This is a genomic window from Janthinobacterium sp. YR213 (genome assembly GCF_900099875.1).
Lineage (GTDB): Bacteria > Pseudomonadota > Gammaproteobacteria > Burkholderiales > Burkholderiaceae_D > Janthinobacterium > Janthinobacterium lividum.
In genome coordinates this window covers 971,225-988,407 of sequence record NZ_FNDA01000002.1, presented here as the reverse complement: position 1 = coordinate 988,407, position 17,183 = coordinate 971,225, and the positions used below count along the sequence as shown (strand labels likewise).

At 62.9% G+C, this 17,183-nt stretch carries 14 protein-coding genes; 2 read left to right on the top strand and 12 right to left on the bottom strand.

Annotated elements, in window-relative coordinates; genetic code table 11:
* Positions 1–2 precede the first annotated feature (2 nt).
* The 8 genes from BLT98_RS13620 to BLT98_RS13585 all read right to left on the bottom strand — a co-directional run bounded on the left by BLT98_RS13620 (position 3) and on the right by BLT98_RS13585 (position 9,182).
* Entirely contained in the window at positions 3–749 is a 747-nt protein-coding gene (locus tag BLT98_RS13620; RefSeq protein WP_034785295.1) for a flagellar motor protein, read from the bottom strand.
* Positions 731–1,462 carry an RNA polymerase sigma factor FliA gene (locus BLT98_RS13615; protein ID WP_010400804.1) on the bottom strand — a complete coding sequence of 244 codons (732 nt, stop codon included), beginning with the start codon at positions 1,460–1,462 and terminating at the stop codon, positions 731–733. The genes BLT98_RS13620 and BLT98_RS13615 overlap by 19 nt, the downstream gene beginning before the upstream one ends.
* A gap of 45 nt (positions 1,463–1,507) precedes the next feature.
* A complete protein-coding gene (locus BLT98_RS13610) occupies positions 1,508–2,371 on the bottom strand; it encodes a MinD/ParA family ATP-binding protein (RefSeq protein WP_092608482.1) in 864 nt (287 codons plus the stop codon).
* On the bottom strand, positions 2,364–3,692 hold the full coding sequence (gene flhF, locus BLT98_RS13605) for a flagellar biosynthesis GTPase FlhF (RefSeq protein WP_034785293.1): 1,329 nt from the start codon (positions 3,690–3,692) through the stop codon (positions 2,364–2,366). Before flhF ends, BLT98_RS13610 begins: the two co-directional genes overlap by 8 nt.
* A gap of 267 nt (positions 3,693–3,959) precedes the next feature.
* Complete coding sequence (gene flhA, locus BLT98_RS13600) at positions 3,960–6,056, bottom strand: flagellar biosynthesis protein FlhA (protein ID WP_077407865.1); 2,097 nt, start codon at positions 6,054–6,056, stop codon at positions 3,960–3,962.
* Complete coding sequence (gene flhB, locus BLT98_RS13595) at positions 6,053–7,246, bottom strand: flagellar biosynthesis protein FlhB (RefSeq protein ID WP_092608479.1); 1,194 nt, start codon at positions 7,244–7,246, stop codon at positions 6,053–6,055. The genes flhA and flhB overlap by 4 nt, the downstream gene beginning before the upstream one ends.
* 139 nt (positions 7,247–7,385) lie before the next feature.
* Entirely contained in the window at positions 7,386–8,384 is a 999-nt protein-coding gene (locus BLT98_RS13590) for a fumarylacetoacetate hydrolase family protein (protein ID WP_092608476.1), read from the bottom strand.
* A gap of 87 nt (positions 8,385–8,471) precedes the next feature.
* Positions 8,472–9,182 (bottom strand): pseudouridine synthase, encoded by a 711-nt coding sequence (locus tag BLT98_RS13585; protein WP_092608473.1) that lies wholly within the window; start codon positions 9,180–9,182, stop codon positions 8,472–8,474.
* A gap of 256 nt (positions 9,183–9,438) precedes the next feature.
* Between BLT98_RS13585 and BLT98_RS13580 the strand changes: the two genes are divergently transcribed.
* Positions 9,439–9,798, top strand: coding sequence for a hypothetical protein (locus BLT98_RS13580; protein WP_092608471.1), 360 nt, complete (start codon positions 9,439–9,441; stop codon positions 9,796–9,798).
* A 367-nt stretch (positions 9,799–10,165) separates the two neighbouring features.
* Here BLT98_RS13580 and BLT98_RS13575 read toward each other — a convergent pair whose 3' ends face one another.
* The 4 genes from BLT98_RS13575 to BLT98_RS13560 all read right to left on the bottom strand — a co-directional run bounded on the left by BLT98_RS13575 (position 10,166) and on the right by BLT98_RS13560 (position 13,324).
* A complete protein-coding gene (locus tag BLT98_RS13575) occupies positions 10,166–11,167 on the bottom strand; it encodes a S49 family peptidase (protein WP_092608468.1) in 1,002 nt (333 codons plus the stop codon).
* Positions 11,168–11,206: 39 nt separating this feature from the next.
* Positions 11,207–11,584, bottom strand: a complete 378-nt coding sequence (locus tag BLT98_RS13570) for a Rieske (2Fe-2S) protein (RefSeq protein WP_092608465.1) — start codon at positions 11,582–11,584, stop codon at positions 11,207–11,209.
* Positions 11,581–12,240: an HAD-IIIA family hydrolase gene (locus BLT98_RS13565; protein ID WP_034785432.1), complete on the bottom strand. Its 660-nt coding sequence runs from the start codon at positions 12,238–12,240 to the stop codon at positions 11,581–11,583. The genes BLT98_RS13570 and BLT98_RS13565 overlap by 4 nt, the downstream gene beginning before the upstream one ends.
* 88 nt (positions 12,241–12,328) lie before the next feature.
* Complete coding sequence (locus BLT98_RS13560; protein WP_034785281.1) at positions 12,329–13,324, bottom strand: RluA family pseudouridine synthase; 996 nt, start codon at positions 13,322–13,324, stop codon at positions 12,329–12,331.
* 686 nt (positions 13,325–14,010) lie between these two features.
* Between BLT98_RS13560 and BLT98_RS13550 the strand changes: the two genes are divergently transcribed.
* Positions 14,011–17,166 carry an Rne/Rng family ribonuclease gene (locus tag BLT98_RS13550; RefSeq protein WP_092608461.1) on the top strand — a complete coding sequence of 1,052 codons (3,156 nt, stop codon included), beginning with the start codon at positions 14,011–14,013 and terminating at the stop codon, positions 17,164–17,166.
* Positions 17,167–17,183: the final 17 nt, after the last annotated feature.

Genomic DNA, 17,183 nt, shown 5'->3' with positions numbered 1-17,183 from the left:
GGTCAGTGCTCGTGCAAGAGGCTGGAAACGCGCTCTTCGATGATGCGCGTATGGTCGCCCGTGGCGATGTCGTACAGCACGGCGGCCGTGATTTCGTATTGCAGCACGCGGCGCGAAACGATGGCCTTGAGTTTATTCGCCACCGGCAGGAACAGCAGGTTGGCCAGGCCGACGCCATAAATCGTCGAGACAAACGCCACGGCGATGCCGCCGCCCAGCTTGCTCGGATCGGTGAGGTTTTCCATCACGTGGATCAGGCCCAGCACGGCGCCCAGGATGCCGATGGTCGGCGAATAGCCGGCCGCCGATTCCCACACCTTGACGGCCTGGCGTTCGGCCATTTCATAGGCGGAGATTTCCACGTCGAGCAGCTGGCGCAGCTTGTCGGGCGCGATGCCGTCGACGATCATCCTCAAGCCCTTGGCGTTGAAGCGGTCGGCCGTGTTTTCCATCAGGCGCTCGAGCGCCAGCGGGCCATCGCGCCGCGCCGTCAGGCTCCACTGCCCGATGTCGCGCGCCAGCGCGGCACGCGTGTCGGCCGGCGGCAGGAAGACCCAGCGCAGCATTTCCAGGCCGCGCACGAAGGTGCGCAGCCGCGTTTGCAGCAGCACGGCGCCGAAGGTGCCGATGACAACGATGGCAAAGGCGGCCGGCTGCAGCAGGGAGGCCATCTTGCCGCCTTCCAGTGCCTGGCCGACCAAAAGGCCCGCCAGCGCCAGCGCCAGCCCGATTACGCTGGACCAGTCCACGCCTGCTCCCTCAAGGTTGCGCGCAGGCGCGCGACGGCCTGGGTATGCAGCTGCGAGACGCGCGATTCCGACACGCCCATCACCGCGCCGATCTCCTTCAGGTTCAGCTCTTCTTCGTAATACAGGCCCATGAGTATTTTCTCGCGTGGTGGCAGCGCGTCGATGGCATCGATCACGGATTGCCGGAAATCGGTATCGAGCAGGGAACGCAAGGGGTCGCTGTCCTCGTCCACGCAGTGGCGGTCGAGGAAGCTGTCATTGCCGTCCGGGTCATGAAAGTCTTCGTAGTACACGAGCTGGTGGCCGCCGCCGTCGCCCAGCATTTCCTGGTAGTCGGCCAGCGACATTTTCAGCAGCTTTGCCACTTCCGACTCCGTCGGCGGATGGCCGAGGCGCTGCTGCAAGGTGCTCATCGCCTCTTCGATCTTGCGCATGTTCTGGCGCATGCTGCGCGGCAGCCAGTCGCTGGTGCGCAATTCGTCGAGCATGGCGCCGCGGATGCGCAGCACGGCATACGTCTCGAACTGCGCGCCATGCGTCTCTTCATAGCGGCTAATGGCATCGAGCAGGCCGATCATGCCGGCCTGGATCAGGTCATCGACCTCGACCGAAGGCGGCAATTTCGCCTTCATATGGTGCGCCAGACGCTTCACCAGCGGAATGTGCTCCGTCAGCAAATAGTCCTTGTTCGATTTCCCTTTGACCGTGTACATAGGCTGCTTATTGTTTTCTCATCTTATCTGGTGCTACGGTTCGATTCAGGCGCTGAACTGGTGCGGGCTCCCCGTCTGGTACAAGGTGCCGCCAAGCACCGGTGCCGCCGAACGGGCCAGCCGCTCGGCCAGTCCGCGAAACGCCACCGACGCGCCCGCCAGCGGAAACGCATCGACCACGCTGCGGCCCAGCCGCGCCGCGCGGTGCAGATACTCGTCGGCAGGCACCGAACCCATCGAGGTCAGCTTCACGGCCAGGTAGCGGCTCGCCGCCTGCGCCATATTATCGTATACCACTTTTGCCTCGGATTCGGAAGCGCCGGTGACGAGAATGCCGAACGGACGGCGTCCCAGTTCCTGGCTCAGGCGCTTGACCAGGCAGTACGCCGCCTTGATCGAGGTGGCGCTGGTCGAGACTTGCACGACGATATCGGACGAAGCCATCAGCGGCACGGGGAAGCAATCGCCCTCGTCTGCCACGACGCCGTCGACCAGCACGATGCCGCTCTGGCGCGCCAGCACCTCGAACGTCTTGCCCAGGCGGCGCAGTTCGTCCTCGCCCGCATAGTCCATGCTGTCCATCAAATGGTTGCGCGCGCCCAGGCTGGCCACGCCGAAGCCTTGCGGCACCTGGTGGATGACCTGGTTCAAGCCGCACTGCTGGCGCGCCACGTCGCGCAGGCTGGCGCCGTGCGCCAGTCCCAGGCGCGCCGCCACGCCATCGCTGCCGCCGCTGGCGTCGAGCAGCAGCACGTCATTGCCGCCATAGACGAGCGACGCGCCCAGATTGACCAGCATGGCGCCCTTGTCGTCCTGCGGCGTGGCCGAGAGGAACGTCATGACGCGCGGCTGCGGGCCGGCCAGCATGCGGCGCAAGCCTTCGGCCTGGTCGAAATCGAAATTAGCCAAGGTGCACCCCGCGCGCTTCATTATTGCGGGCGGCCGCCTGCGCCATCAGGAGCGGCAGTTCGGCATCGGAAAACTGCGTCGCCGCCGCATCGCGCTTGAGCTTGAAGGCGCGGTCGATCAGGTAGCCGCGGTCGGCCAGGTACAGGTCTTCCGGCACGCGCTGGCCGTTCGACACATAAAACAGGTTCAGCTTCTGGCGGATCACCACGTCGAGCACGTTGCCGATCGAGGCCGCTTCATCGAGCTTGGTCATGATGCAGCCGGCCAGGCCGCTGCCCTGGTAGGCGCGCACCACTTCGTTGAGGGTTTCCTGGGTCGCCGTGGAGTTCAGGCACAGCAGGCGTTTCACATCGGCGCCGGCGCCCGACAGCATGGCCACCTGCTCCGTGACCATCTGGTCGCGCTGGCTCACGCCGACCGTATCGATCAGCACCGTGTGCTTGTTCTTCAATTCCTTCAGGGCGATGCGCAAGTCCGCCTCGTCCTTCACGGAATGCACCATCACGCCGAGGATCTTGCCGTAGATGCGCAGCTGTTCGTGCGCGCCGATACGGTAGGCATCGGTGGTGATCAGGGCCAGCTTTTCCGGACCGTGGCGCATCACGCAGCGGGCCGCCAGCTTGGCCGTGCTGGTGGTCTTGCCGACGCCGGTCGGGCCCACGAGGGCAAACACGCCGCCCTGCTCCAGCATGGCGTCTTCATTGGCCACAGTATTCAGGTTACGGCTCAGGACCGTCTTGATCCAGCGCATGCTTTGCGCGCCGTCGAGGCCGGCCGGCAGCTTGTCGATCAGGTAGCGCGCCAGGCTGGCCGAGAAGCCGGCCGCCAGCATTTCGCGCAGCACGACGGCTTTTTGCGGCTCGCGCTGCTGCGTCGAACCCCACGAGATTTCCGCCAGCTGGGTTTCCATCATGCCGCGCATGGCGCGGATTTCATTCATCATGCCGCTCATCTCGGCGGCGGCGTTTTCCTTGACGTGCGCCAGCGCGCTGGCCATCATCTGCTGCATGCGAGCCATGTCCACTGGCTCGGAGGCAGCCTGGCGCGGCGCGGCGGGACGTGGCGCGGCCGGGCGCTGGGCCGGGGCGGCCGGACGCTGCGGCGTGGCGAACTGGGTCTGCAACTGGGGACGGGGCTGGGCCATTTCGGAGGCGGCCGGCGGCGAGGCCAGCGAAGCGGCATCGTCATTGGCCAGCGCGAGGATTTCCACCACGCCATCGGCCTGGCGGTTCGACAGGATCACGGCATCGGGGCCCAGCGCTTCGCGCACCTTGCGCAGCGCATCGCGCGACGAGGCCCCCGTAAATTTCTTCACATTCATGACCGGCCTCCCAGGGCGGGGGTGGCGCAATATTGGCTGAACTGTGTGACCATCGTCGACTCCTGTTGCTTGAGTGCTGTCTTCCACATGGACACAGATCACCCGGACAGTTTCCATTATTAGCGATGCTTACAGGAAATGATCGAAGGAACAGGACGGGAAAGTACCCGTTATTCAGTTTGCCGAGAGGAAATTGATGTTTATTTGACCAAAGACAAGGGCTGGGGTCAGACCCGGCGGGTCTGACCCCGGTACTAATGCTGCCAACTACTGCGCCCCCACCAGCGCCGTGACGCGGATGGTCTTGGTTTCCGGCACTTCCGCATGCGACAGCACTTTGAGCTGCGGCAAGGCGCGGCGCAGGAAACGCGACAGCAAGGCGCGCAGCGGCGCCGGCACCAGCAGCACGGGCGTCAGGCCCAGCGCTTCCTGCTGCTGCGCGGCCAGCCCTGCCTGGTGCGCGATGGTGTCGGCCAGGCCCGGCTCGATGCCGGCGCCGTCGCCGCCATTGCCCATCGCCTGCATCAGCAGCCGCTCCAGGCGGCTGTCGAGGGTCATCACGGACAGTTCGGCCGAGCCGGGGAACAATTGCTGCACGATGGCGCGGCCCAGGGCCACGCGCACCAGCGCCGTCAGGTCGTTCGGGTCTTGCGTGCTGACCGTATGCTCGGCCAGGGTTTCGATGATGGTGCGCATGTCGCGGATGTGCACGCCCTCGGCCAGCAGGTTCTGCAGCACCTTTTGCAAGGTCGACAAGGACAGCATCTTCGGCACCAGGTCTTCCACCAGGCGCGGCGACTCCTTGCCCAGGTGGTCGAGCAGCGATTGCACTTCCGCGCGGCCCAGCAGCTCGGAAGCGTGCGAGGTGATCAGGTGGTTCAGGTGCGTGGCCACCACGGTGCCTGCATCGACCACCGTGTAGCCCATCGACTGGGCCTGGTCGCGCAGGCTCGCGTCGATCCAGGTGGCGGGCAGGCCGAAGGCGGGGTCGTTCGTGGCCAGGCCGGGCAAGGTGCCGCTGGCCATGCCGGGATTAATCGCCAGGAACTGGCCGTTGAACGCTTCGCCCACGCCCACTTCCACGCCCTTGAGGGTGATGCGGTAGGCGGACGGCTTGAGTTCCAGGTTATCGCGGATATGTACGGGCGGCGCCAGGAAACCCACTTCCTGGGCAAATTTCTTGCGGATGCCCTTGATGCGCTTGAGCAATTCGCCACCCTGCGTCTTGTCGACCAGGGGGATCAAACGGTAGCCCACTTCCAGGCCCAGGGTATCGACGGGCATGATGTCTTGCCAGCTGGCTTCTTCCTGCTCGGGCGCCACGGTTGCTTGCGGCACTTCGGCCGGCTTTTCGGCCGCCGCTTTTTCCTGCGTGCGCTTCTTGCTGATCAGGTAGGCGGAACCGGCCAGCAGCGAAGCCAGCAGGATGAAGACCATGTTCGGCATGCCGGGAATCAAGCCCATGCCGCCGATGATGCCGGCGGTAATATATAACACTTGCGGTTTCGCAAACAATTGCCCCACCAGTTGGGTGCCGATGTCCTGTTCGCTGGCCACGCGCGAGACGACGATACCGGCCGCCGTGGAAATGATCAGCGAAGGAATCTGCGCCACCAGGCCGTCACCGATGGCCAGCAAGGTGTAGTTCTTGAGCGCGTCGGCAAAGCCCATGTCGTGCTGCAGCAAGCCCACCAGCAAGCCGCCGACGATATTGATGACGGTGACCATGATGCCGGCGATGGCGTCGCCGCGCACGTATTTGCTGGCGCCGTCCATGGCGCCGTAGAATTCCGCTTCCTGCGCCACTTCCGTGCGGCGGCGGCGCGCTTCGTCTTCGCCGATCAGGCCCGCGTTCAGGTCGGCATCGATGGCCATCTGTTTACCCGGCATGGCGTCCAGCGCGAAACGGGCGCCCACCTCGGCGATACGGCCCGCACCCTTGGTCACCACCGTAAAGTTGATGATCGTCAAAATGATAAACACGACGATACCGACCGTGTAGTTGCCGCCGATCAAGAAGTGACCGAACGCCTCGATCACCTTACCGGCCGCGTCGGCGCCCGTATGGCCTTCCGTCAACACCACGCGCGTGGACGCCACGTTCAGCGACAGGCGCAGCATGGTCGACACGAGCAGGATGGTCGGGAACGCCATGAAGTCGAGCGGCTTGACCGTGTACAGCGCCGTCAGCAGCACGATGATGGACAGCGCGATATTAAAACTGAAGAAGATGTCGAGGATGAAGGCCGGCAGCGGCAGCACCATCATCGCCAGCAGCATGATGATGATGACAGGCGCGGCGATGCCCTTGCTGGCGTTGCCACCCATTCCGCTGAGCCAGGCTGGCATTCTCAGGCCGTTCATGGTGTACTTCCTTTATTCTTGTCTTCTGCGCCGGCTGCGGGCGGTGTCTGTGAGGCGGGATTCTGCGGGTCGAGCTCGGGCGGCACGTCGAGTTTCTTCGGCTTGTCGGGACGCTCGCCCTGGCCCTTGCCATAGCTGCGCAGCTGGAACACGTAGGCCAGCACTTCGGCCACGGCGCCGTACAGCGCCTCGGGAATCTCGTCGCCGATGTCCGTATGCTTGTACAGCGCGCGCGCCAGGGCCGGCGCTTCCAGGATGGCGACCTTGTGTTCGCCGGCCAGTTCGCGGATCTTCGCCGCCACCTCGTCGACGCCCTTGGCCACCACCTGCGGCGCGCCGCGCGAATTCTCGCCATACTTCAAGGCCACCGCGTAGTGGGTAGGATTGGTCACCACCACGTCGGCCGTCGGCACGTCGGCCATCATGCGGCGGCGCGACATTTCATGCTGCATCTGGCGGATCTTCGCCTTGATCTGCGGATTGCCGTCCGATTCCTTCGATTCTTGCTTGACTTCCTGCAAGGACATTTTCATCTTGTTGGCGTAGTGCCACATCTGGTACGGCCCGTCGATGGCGGCGATCAGGCCCAGCGCGCCGACGATCAGCAGGAAAGCCGTGATCAGCAAACTGATCAGATGGGCCGAGCCGGCGCGCAGGGATTCCACCGACAAGCCCAGCACGGCGTCCTTTTGATGCTGCATCACCATCCAGGCGACGACGCCGACGACGAGGGTTTTGGCGATGGCCTTGAGCAACTCCACCAGCGCATTCTTCGAAAACATGTTGCCCAGGCCGCGAATCGGGTTGAGCTTGCCAAAATTGGGGGTGAACGCCTTGGAACTGAACAGCCAGCCGCCCACCAGCACGGGCGAAGCCAGGGCGACGAGCATGATGGCCAGCGCGTACGGCAGGCACGTCAGCAGGACCGAGCCCACGTCGTAGCCGATGCGCAACATCATCGCGTCGGGATTGAGTATCTGCTCCCGGTCCAGGGTCAGCCCGGACACCATGACGGCCGTCAACCGCCGCACGATGGCGTCGCCGGCAAACCACAGGCAGCAGCCGGACGCCATCAACACAGTGAACGTAGCCACTTCACGCGATCGCGGAACGTCGCCTTCCTCACGCGCCTGCTCGAGGCGCTTCGGTGACGCGGCTTCGGTCTTTTCTGCGTCGCTGTCTTCCGACATCAATCAACTCCGGTGAAGTCCTGCAGCCTGGCTAGGCGCAATACGGACTGGGCATGTGGCATTATCGGTTCAATTACCGCAACGCCATCAAGGGAAAAGGAGGGCGAATCCCCTGCTTTTCCTTTGCTCCCCAGTAACCTTAGCGGGACTTGCGCGCCTCGGCCTGTTTCACGGTCTGTTCGATGGCGCCGAACAGGGATTTACCGTCATCGCCCAGCATTTCCAGCCGGACCACGTCGCCAAACAACAGGAATGGCGTGCTGGCGACGCCATCGGCGATCATCTCCTGGTTACGTCGTTCAAAAATACTGGAAAATCCCTTCTTGACTTCCTTGTTGGCGACCCCGCCCGCGCTGACCACGCTGCCGGCGCGCGCGTTGCGCGTCTGGCACAGGTGGGCGAGCAATTGCGGGTAATTGAACGCCATGTCGGCGCCCGCGTGGGGCTGGCCCGTCAACTTGCCGTTCAGGCTGCAGCGCAGCGCGTAATGCACCTTGCCGCCGCGCCAGGCGTCCCCCAGCTCGTCGGGCGTGATGGCGACAGGAGAGCAAGCCATGGCCGGTTTCGCCTGCAGGAAACCATAACCACTCGCCTGCTCGTCCGGCGCCAGGTTGCGCAAGGTGATGTCGTTGACCAGCATCAACAGCTTGATGTTCAGGTGCGCCTGGTCCGGCGTCGATCCCATGGCCACGTCGTCCGTGATGGCGGCGATGCCCGCTTCGTAGTCGATGCCCCACTGCTCGTGCGCCAGCACGATCTCGTCCTGGGCGCCCAGGAAATCGTCGCTGGCGCCCTGGTACAGGCGCGGCGCATCGCGCAGATTGGCGGGCGCCTCGCTGCCCGCCGCCTTGCAGGCCCGCTCGATTTGCTGCAGGTAGGCTGCGCCGGCCACGCGCAGGCTGCTGCGCGGCAAGGGCGCCATGCAGTTGGCGGGATCGAATTCGAAGGCGCGATGGCCGCGGCCGCTATTGATGGTCTGGTACAGCAAATCGAGCTGGGGCGCGATGAAACTCCAGTCGTCGAGCGCCTTTTGCAGGGTCGAGGCGATGCCATCGGCCAGATGGGCCGTTTTCAGGTCGCGCGAGACGACAGCCAGCTGGCCGTCGCGCGTGCCATCCTTCAGGGTAGCTAATTTCATGTGCGGGAAACTTCGTCAAATGCAGGCAATGGAGACTAAAGACGCCAAAAAGCCGGGATATCCCCGGCTTTGGCGGTCAGGAAGGGGCTAGGCCAGGAGCGCGATCTGCTCGGGCGTGAGGTAGCACCACTCGCCTTCGGCGATGCCCAGCGATTCCAGGGTCAGGCTGCCGATGGCGGAACGGTGCAGCGCGCTGCAATGGTTGCCGGCGGCGGCCAGCATGCGCTTGACCTGGTGGTACTTGCCCTGTTCCAGCACGATTTCCAGCTGGTGCTCGCCGCGCTTGACGCAGACGAGGGCCGCCAGCGGGGCTGGCTCGTCGTGCAATTGCACGCCAGCCAATAGCAGGGCCACCAGCTCATCCGTTACGGGCTCTTGCGTGGTGGCCTGGTAAATCTTGGGAACGTGCCGCTTCGGCGACGATTGTGCATGGATAAACGGGCCATCGTCGGACATCAGCAGCATGCCGGTCGTATCGTGGTCGAGCCGGCCGACGGGCTGGACTTCGCGCCAGGTGAATTGCTCCGGCAGCAAGGTCAACACGCCAGGGTGATGACTGGGCTTGCGCGAGCATTCGAAGTTGGCGGGCTTGTTCAGCGCCAGGTACAGGTGCTGGCGGTACACCCACTCTTCTTCGAACACGTGCAGCACCAAGCCTTCGGTCTCGACGGTGGTGCGGTAATTGGTCTGGGTGACGCCATCGATGACGACATCGCCATCCTCGATGAGGGAACGACAATATTTACGGGTGCCAAAACCCTGCGATTGCAGGATGCGGTCTAGGGATAATTTACTCATGGGCGTGACTTTACCAGAAGCGGCTGGCAGCGTGAAGCGGCGGCACCTGCCACCCGCGCGGCGGTCCAGGCGGCATGAAACCATGGCGCACGCAGAAATACCAAAAAGAACAAGGTGAGATTTGGCGAGAAATGGTTGATTCCTTTGAGAAATATCAAGCGCTCGGAATATCGCATTGATAGACTGAAACTTCGGTAGGAATCCGCCTAACGAGCTTTAGGAATAATAACCAGGCAACGACCCACAAGGACATTGTATGAAGCATACCGATACCATCGCCTTACAAGGCAGCATCGCCGACATGCGCCAGCGCATCGCTGCGGAACAGGCGGCCATGCACAAAGTCAGACTCGGCGTGGCACGCTGGAGCAGCACCTCTGCTCCGCAGGATGCGGACGCGCCACCATCGCCAGCCAGCCAGACGCACTGGCATGCCGAGGCGCAATGCCATTTCATGTGCTGGCTGGAACTGGGTGGTTTTGCGCACGCGGATGCGGAAACCGACAGCGTGACCGCGCCTGCCATGGCGGACATACCGTCCGACACCAACGCCAGCGTCGGCGCTGCGGCAGCCAGACAGCCGCTGCCCGCGCACTGCAACGGCTGCGCCGTCTGAGCGCGGCCCGTCCGACCAGCCATGCCCTGCCTTCGCATGCCTGCCTTGCCAGCGCACCCAGACCCATCCGCCGACACCGGCCCATCCAGCACACACAAAAGGAAACGGCGGCATTGCGCCGCCGTTCCCAAGCCCCATCGGGACTTTAGTGAGGAATGTAAATTCACTCAAAACCACATCTGCGATGCGGCGAGTAGTTCCAAGACCTGCCAATCAAGTTAGTACTGACAACATAGTTGATATATCGCCCCTCCTTGAAAAGAACTACGCTTTCACTATAGCCCAAGCAGCCCCGTTTTCAAGCCAATTTACCACCTTATTGAAAATCATTCTCGATTGGCTTGCCTGCCAGCCAAGAGTGATGTCCTCAGCGCAACGTCGGTTGTGACTGCTGCACGGCCGCCTTCATGGCGCCCGCGCCCATGGCGGCGCCAAACTTTTTGAGCACCCGTTCCGGCAAGCCTTCATGCTGCGTGTAGTCGACAATGTCTTCCGCCTTGACAATATCGCGCGCCACGCTGTCGACCGTGCCGAAATCGTCGGCCAGGCCCATTTCCACGGCTTTCGCGCCCGTCCAGTACAGGCCGGAGAAGGTATCGGCCGTTTCTTTCAGGCGCTTGCCCCGTCCCGTGCGCACGACGTCGATGAATTGCTGGTGGATTTCATTGAGCATGCTCTGCGCATACGCCTTGTGTTTTTCCGTCAGTGGGCTGAACGGGTCCATGAAGCCCTTGTTCTCGCCCGCCGTCAGCAAGCGGCGCTCGACGCCGACCTTTTCCATCACGCCCGTGAAGCCGAAGCCATCCATCAGCACGCCGATGGAACCGACCACGCTGGCCTTGTTGACGTAGATGCGATCGGCGGCGGCGGCGATGTAATAGCCGCCCGAGGCGCACATTTCATCGACCACCACATATAAGGGCTTGTCCGGATAGCCCTTGCGCAGGCGCTGCATCTCGTCGACGATCATGCCGGCCTGCACGGGACTGCCGCCCGGACTATTAATATGCAGCACCACGGCCACGGAGCCGGCATCGGAAAATGCCTTGTCCAGCGCGGGGATGACGACGGCGGCCGAGCCGCTGCCCTCGGACTCGATGGCGCCGCTGATGTCGATCAGGGCCGTGTGGCGGCCCAGGGTTTCGCTGTCGTCGGCCGTGTTGTAGTCATAAAACACCCACAGGGCGAACAGCACGATCAGCAGGCTGAAGACCTTGAAAAAGATGCTCCAGCGGCGGTGTGCGCGTTGCTCTTGCAAAGTGGCAAATACCAGCTTTTCCAGCACGTCGCGCTCCCAGTGTCCCGCAGGGGCGCCGTGGCCGGCGGCTGGCGCGCTGCTGGCCAGCTTGTCATTCGTGTTATCGCTCATGGTTCACTTTGCTTAAATTACAGAAAGCCCATCCCGGCCTCAGGCCGGCAGTGGCTGGACATATTCGTCGGGTTGCCAGTACAGCTGGCCATCGCGCTCGGCCACGGCAATCGGACGCAAGCGCCCGCCCTTGCAGGGGCCGCCCGCGCACAGGCCGCTTTCCGGCACATAGATGGCGCCATGCGTCGAACACATCAGGTACAAGCCGCTGGACTCGAAAAACTCGCCCTCGGCCCAGTCCAGTTCGATCGGCACGTGGGCGCAGCGGTTCAGGTAGCCATACGCCTTGCCGCCATGACGCACGACAAAACCGGTGGTCGCTTCGCCACCGGCCGAGACGGGAAAGCGCACGCCCTTGCCGCCATCGGCCACGGCGTCGGCGGCGCAAATGAATACATCGACAACATCGTTCATCATGCGTGCTCGCTCAGCCATTGATGCAGGTCGGCCACCGTGGCGGCCGAATACAGGGGATGGCAAGCTTGCAACTGCTCCACCGGATGCGCTCCATACTCTACGGCAATACTGGCCGCGCCGGCATTGCTTGCCATCAACAAATCATGACTGGTGTCGCCGATCATCACGGTGCGGCGCATATCCTGCCCCAGTTCGCGCGTCAGTTCCTGCAGCATGGCCGGATGGGGCTTGGAAAAGGTTTCGTCGGCGCAGCGCGTCGCATCGAACAGCGACAGCAGCTTGACGGCATTCAAGGAGCGGTTCAGGCCGACACGGCTCTTGCCCGTGGCCACCGCCAGGAAATACGCCTGCTGCGAGAGTTCCTGCAGCATCTCGTAGACGCCAGGAAACAGCGCCAGTTCATGGTCGCGCGACAGGTAGTGATAGCGGTAGCGCTCGGCCATGCGCGCATGGTATTTCGGCTCCACGTCGGGCATCACCAGCTGCATGGCTTCCTGCAAGCCCAGGCCGATCACATGCGAAGCGAGCAACTCGGTGGGAATTGGCAAGCCCAAGTCTTTGGCCGAAGCCTGGATGCACTTGACGATGGTCGAGGTACTGTCTATCAGCGTACCGTCCCAATCGAAGACGATCAGATCAAATTGCTTTCTTGCCATGTTTCCCGACGGCATAGCCGCCGGCTCCTTGATAGTGAATGACGGCGACTGACTACCTTGTGAGTAGTGTCGCGCGCACGGTGCTTACTTATCGTGCGGCAACGGCCAATGGTTTGCCCAAGCTTACCAAGAAACGCTCGCATTCGGCAGCCAGCGGCGCGTTCAGGGTCATCGTCTTGCCCGTTTCCGGATGCGTAAACGTGATCTGGTGCGCGTGCAGGAACATGCGTTTCAGGGCACCGCGCGTGCTGTCGGCTTTCAACAGGGCACGGTTGAGGGCAAAGTCGCCATATTTATCGTCGCCGGCGATGGGAAAACCGGACGAAGACAGGTGCACGCGGATCTGGTGCGTGCGTCCCGTCTTCAATTCCGCTTCCAGCAAGGCGAAGTTGTGATATTTATGCAACAGTGAAAACACCGTGTGCGACGCCAGGCCATCGGCTTGCACGGCCACCCGTCGCTCGCCTTCGGCCGTCGTATATTTATGCAGCGGCAGCTTGATATGCTGGCGCGCATTCTTCCAGTCGCCGGCCACCAGCACCAGGTAGCGCTTGTCGGTGACGCCATCGCGCATCTGCTCGTGCAAGTTCGTCAACGCCGAGCGCTTCTTTGCCAGCAACAGCAGTCCGGACGTGTCGCGGTCCAGGCGGTGCACCAGTTCCAGGAACTTGGCGTCGGGGCGCGAAGCGCGCAATTGCTCGATCACGCCGAACGACACGCCCGAGCCGCCATGCACGGCCACGCCGGCCGGCTTGTCGATGACGAGCAGCTGCGCATCTTCAAAGATGATCTTGAATTCGGCGGCCGGCGCGCCCGTGGGCGCCTTTTCGGCCACGCGCACGGGGGGAATGCGCACCACGTCGCCGGCGGCGAGACGGTACAGCTGATCGATACGGCCTTTATTAACCCGCACTTCTCCAGATCGCAAGATCCGGTAGATGTGGCTTTTAGGCACTCCCTTGCACACTCTTAATAAGTAGTTGTCGATGCGCTGGCCTGCTTCTTCCTCGGCGATCGTTACGAATTGGGCTTGCGGCTGAACCGGGGGTGTTGAAGGGGGAACAACATCATTTTGACTCTTCATTTACTATGTCTTCCCAGAAATCTCTCTAAGTCCTTCATTTTGAATATATAATTGTTTTTGCTGCGGCCCTGGCTGCTGCGAGTGTAAGAATAAAAGCACATTTTACACAGGGGCGTCTCCACCGGCCTCGCCAAATTGCAAATTCGGTGGAAAAAAATGTATATGCACCATCCCTGCGCGAATCAAGGTTGCACCGTAGTTGTAATCGGATAACGCGTGGAGATGCTGAAGTGAGTGTATTGGATTATAAGGATAAGTACCCGTTAGCGCGACTTATCGAGTCGGGCTCGCGGGTTGATGAAGTTGATAACGCTTGCCGTTTTCGCCAAACCCCGTATGCGGCCACAATACTGAGGGTTGTCGATGAATAGGCTGAGGCCAAGCCTCGCCATCGCGATCCCTGTAATGAGCCGGCTTACGATTTGGCTCTGAATTTGCTGACCACTTGCATTCTCTGCCCCCGACATCCGGGCTGCTTCAGATGAGTTGCAAGTGTCCTGTGCACTCGGCATGACGATCGACCTCACCGCGCCTGTTGCGGCCGTAACGTATACCTCGTACGCGTTGTTGCTCCGCACGCCTAGGCATTTCCCCCGCCAGCACTCCCGTTCTCGCATATATCCCTGTACTTCGCCGCTTCCCCGGAAGCGGCTTTGAGATGGCCTACGGGTCGCGGAGTTATAAAAATGAAACGCATGTTGTTTAATGCCACGCAGCAAGAAGAACTGCGCGTAGCGATTGTCGACGGACAAAAACTGATCGACATCGATATCGAGACAGCCGGGCGCGAACAGCGCAAATCCAACATCTACAAGGGCGTGATCACGCGCATCGAGCCATCGCTCGAAGCGTGCTTCGTCAGCTATGGCGAAGACCGCCACGGCTTCCTGCCTTTCAAGGAAGTTGCCCGCACGTACTTCCGTGAAGGCGTGGACGTGCGTAACGCTTCCGTCAAGGAAGCGCTGCGCGAAGGCCAGGAAATCATGGTCCAGGTGGAAAAGGAAGAGCGCGGCAACAAGGGCGCCGCCCTGACCTCGTTCGTCTCGCTGGCCGGCCGTTACCTGGTCCTGATGCCGAACAACCCGCGTGGCGGTGGCGTATCGCGCCGCGTGGAAGGTGAAGAGCGCCAGGAATTGCGCGAAACCATGGATAAACTGGACTTGCCTGCTGGCATGTCCGTCATTGCCCGCACGGCAGGCATCGGCCGCAACGTCGATGAACTGCAGTGGGACTTGAATTACCTGATGCAACTGTGGCGCGCCATCGAAGGCGCCGGCAAGTCGGCCAACGGCGCTTTCCTGATCTACCAGGAATCGTCGCTCGTCATCCGCGCCATCCGCGACTACTTCCAGCCCGACATCGGCGAGATCCTGATCGACACCGACGAGATCTACGACCAGGCGCACCAGTTCATGAGCCACGTGATGCCCGACATGGTGCACCGCGTAAAACGCTACAGCGACGACGTGCCGCTGTTCTCGCGCTTCCAGATCGAACACCAGATCGAAACGGCGTACAGCCGCACCGTGCCGTTGCCATCGGGCGGCGCCATCGTCATCGACCACACGGAAGCACTGGTCTCCGTCGACGTCAACTCGGCCCGCGCCACGCGCGGCTCGGACATCGAGACGACCGCCTTCAACACCAACTGCGAAGCGGCCGAAGAAGTGGCCCGCCAGCTGCGCTTGCGCGACTTGGGCGGCCTGATCGTCATCGACTTCATCGACATGGAAGTGGCAAAGAACCAGCGCGAAGTGGAACAGCGCCTGAAAGATGCGCTGCACCATGACCGTGCCCGTGTACAAATGGGCAAGATTTCCCGCTTCGGCCTGATGGAACTGTCGCGCCAGCGCCTGCGTCCTTCGCTGTCCGAAGGCTCGCACGTGACGTGCCCGCGCTGCTCCGGCACCGGCCACATCCGCGATACGGAATCGTCCGCCCTGCAGGTGCTGCGCATCATCCAGGAAGAGGCGATGAAGGAAAACTCGGCCACCATCCACGTGCAGGTTCCCGTGGACGTGGGCGCCTTCCTGCTGAACGAAAAGCGCGGCGAAGTACTGAAAATCGAGAACCGCCACCGCATCGCCGTGATCCTGATCCCGAACAAGCATCTGGAAACGCCGCACTACAAGCTGGAACGCATCAAGCACGACGATCCGCGTCTGGAAGACAGCCAAGCCAGCTACAACCTGGCTGAAAGCGCTGAAACCGACATGGCTTACAGCAAGCGCCAGAAGGAAGAAGCCAAGCCGCGCCAGGAAGCCGTCGTCAAGACGATCACCCCTGACCAGCCGGCACCGCTGGTCGAGCGCAAGCCCGTCGAAGCGAAACCGGCTCCAGTGGCCGCGCCTGCCGCACCACAGGGCCTGATCGCCAAGATCATCAGCTTCTTCACCGGCGCCCCGGCACCGGTGGCACCGGCACCCGCCCCTGTCGCACCAGCCAAGCCGGCCGGCACCGACCGCGGCGACCGCAACAGCCGTGGCCCGCGTGGCCGTGGCCGCAACGGCAAGCCTGGCCGCGAAGAACGCGAACCGGGCCAGGGCCGTCCAGCCCAGGACGATGCAGCAGCGGAAGCACTGGAAAAAGCGGCACGTCCGCCACGCCCGCCGCGTCCGCCACGCGAACCGCGTGAAGCCCGCGAAGGCGGCGATGCAACGGCAGCGCCACGCGAACGCGGTGAGCGTCCTGAACGCGCCGAGCGTCCGGAACGCGCAGAACGTCCAGAGCGCGCCGAACGTCCACCGCGCCAGCCACGCGAAGGCCGCGAACCGCGCGCCGACAAGGCTGTTGTTGCTGAAGTGAAAGCTGAAGAGCTGGCACTGGTTGGCGCCACCGCCAGCGCAGTGAATGTCATCGTGCCGTCCAACGGCCCGGAATCCGACGCCGCACCGGCCAACCTGCTGAAAGCGCCGGCCAATGCCGGTCCTGAAGGCGAAGAGACGGAAAACGACGTGGAAGGCGAAGAACCGCGCCGCCGCCGCCGTCGTGGTGGCCGCAACCGCAACCGCCGCGACCGCGAAACGGGCGAGCTGATCGAATCGGCAAACGGTGAAAACGAAGGCCAGGATGCACCGGTAATCAGCTTCACGGTTGCTCCGGCGCCAGAAGCTGCCGCCGATGCCGCGCCAGTAGCCGTCGTGGCTGCCGCCGCTGTCGTCGCCGTCGCTGCGCCAGTGGAAGCTGCTGCCGAAACCGCTCCTGCCGTCGTGGCTGAAGTGGTCGAAGTGGTCGAAATCGCCAAGGTCGCGGACATCGCCAAGGTCGAAGAAGCCGCACCAGCCGCTGAAGCGATCGTAGCGCCAGCCCCTGTGGAAGCGGCTGCAGCGCAAGCTGAACCAGCCGCTGCCGAACCAGTGCCAGCTGCCGAGTACAGCTTTGCCGAGAAAACGGAAGCGGCACCGGCGCAAGCGCCTGCTCCAGCTCCAGCGGAAGTCATCGTCGAAGCGGCGCCAGTCGTGGAAACGGTTGCTGTCGTGGAAACCGTCGCCGTAGCTGAAGAAGCGCCAGTCGCCGAAGCGGCACCGGCCGTGGTGGAAGCGGCCCCGGTGGTTGCCGAAGTGGCTCCCGCCCCTGTTCCTGTACCTGCTCCGGCGCCAGCCCCTGTGGCGGCTCCTGCTCCTGCACCGGCTCCTGCTGCGCCAGTCGCCGCGCCGCTGGACTTGAGCGCAGTGCTCGGTTCGGCCGGCCTGACCCTGGCTGCCACCGATCCGGAAAAACTGCGCCTGGCGCAGGAAGCCGCTGCCAAGGCAGTCGCTCCCGTGCGCAAGCCGCGCGAACGCAAGCCATTGCCGCCGCAATCGGATGAGCCGTTGATCCAGGTCAACACGCAACGCCCATAAGCGCGCCGGGTTCGCCC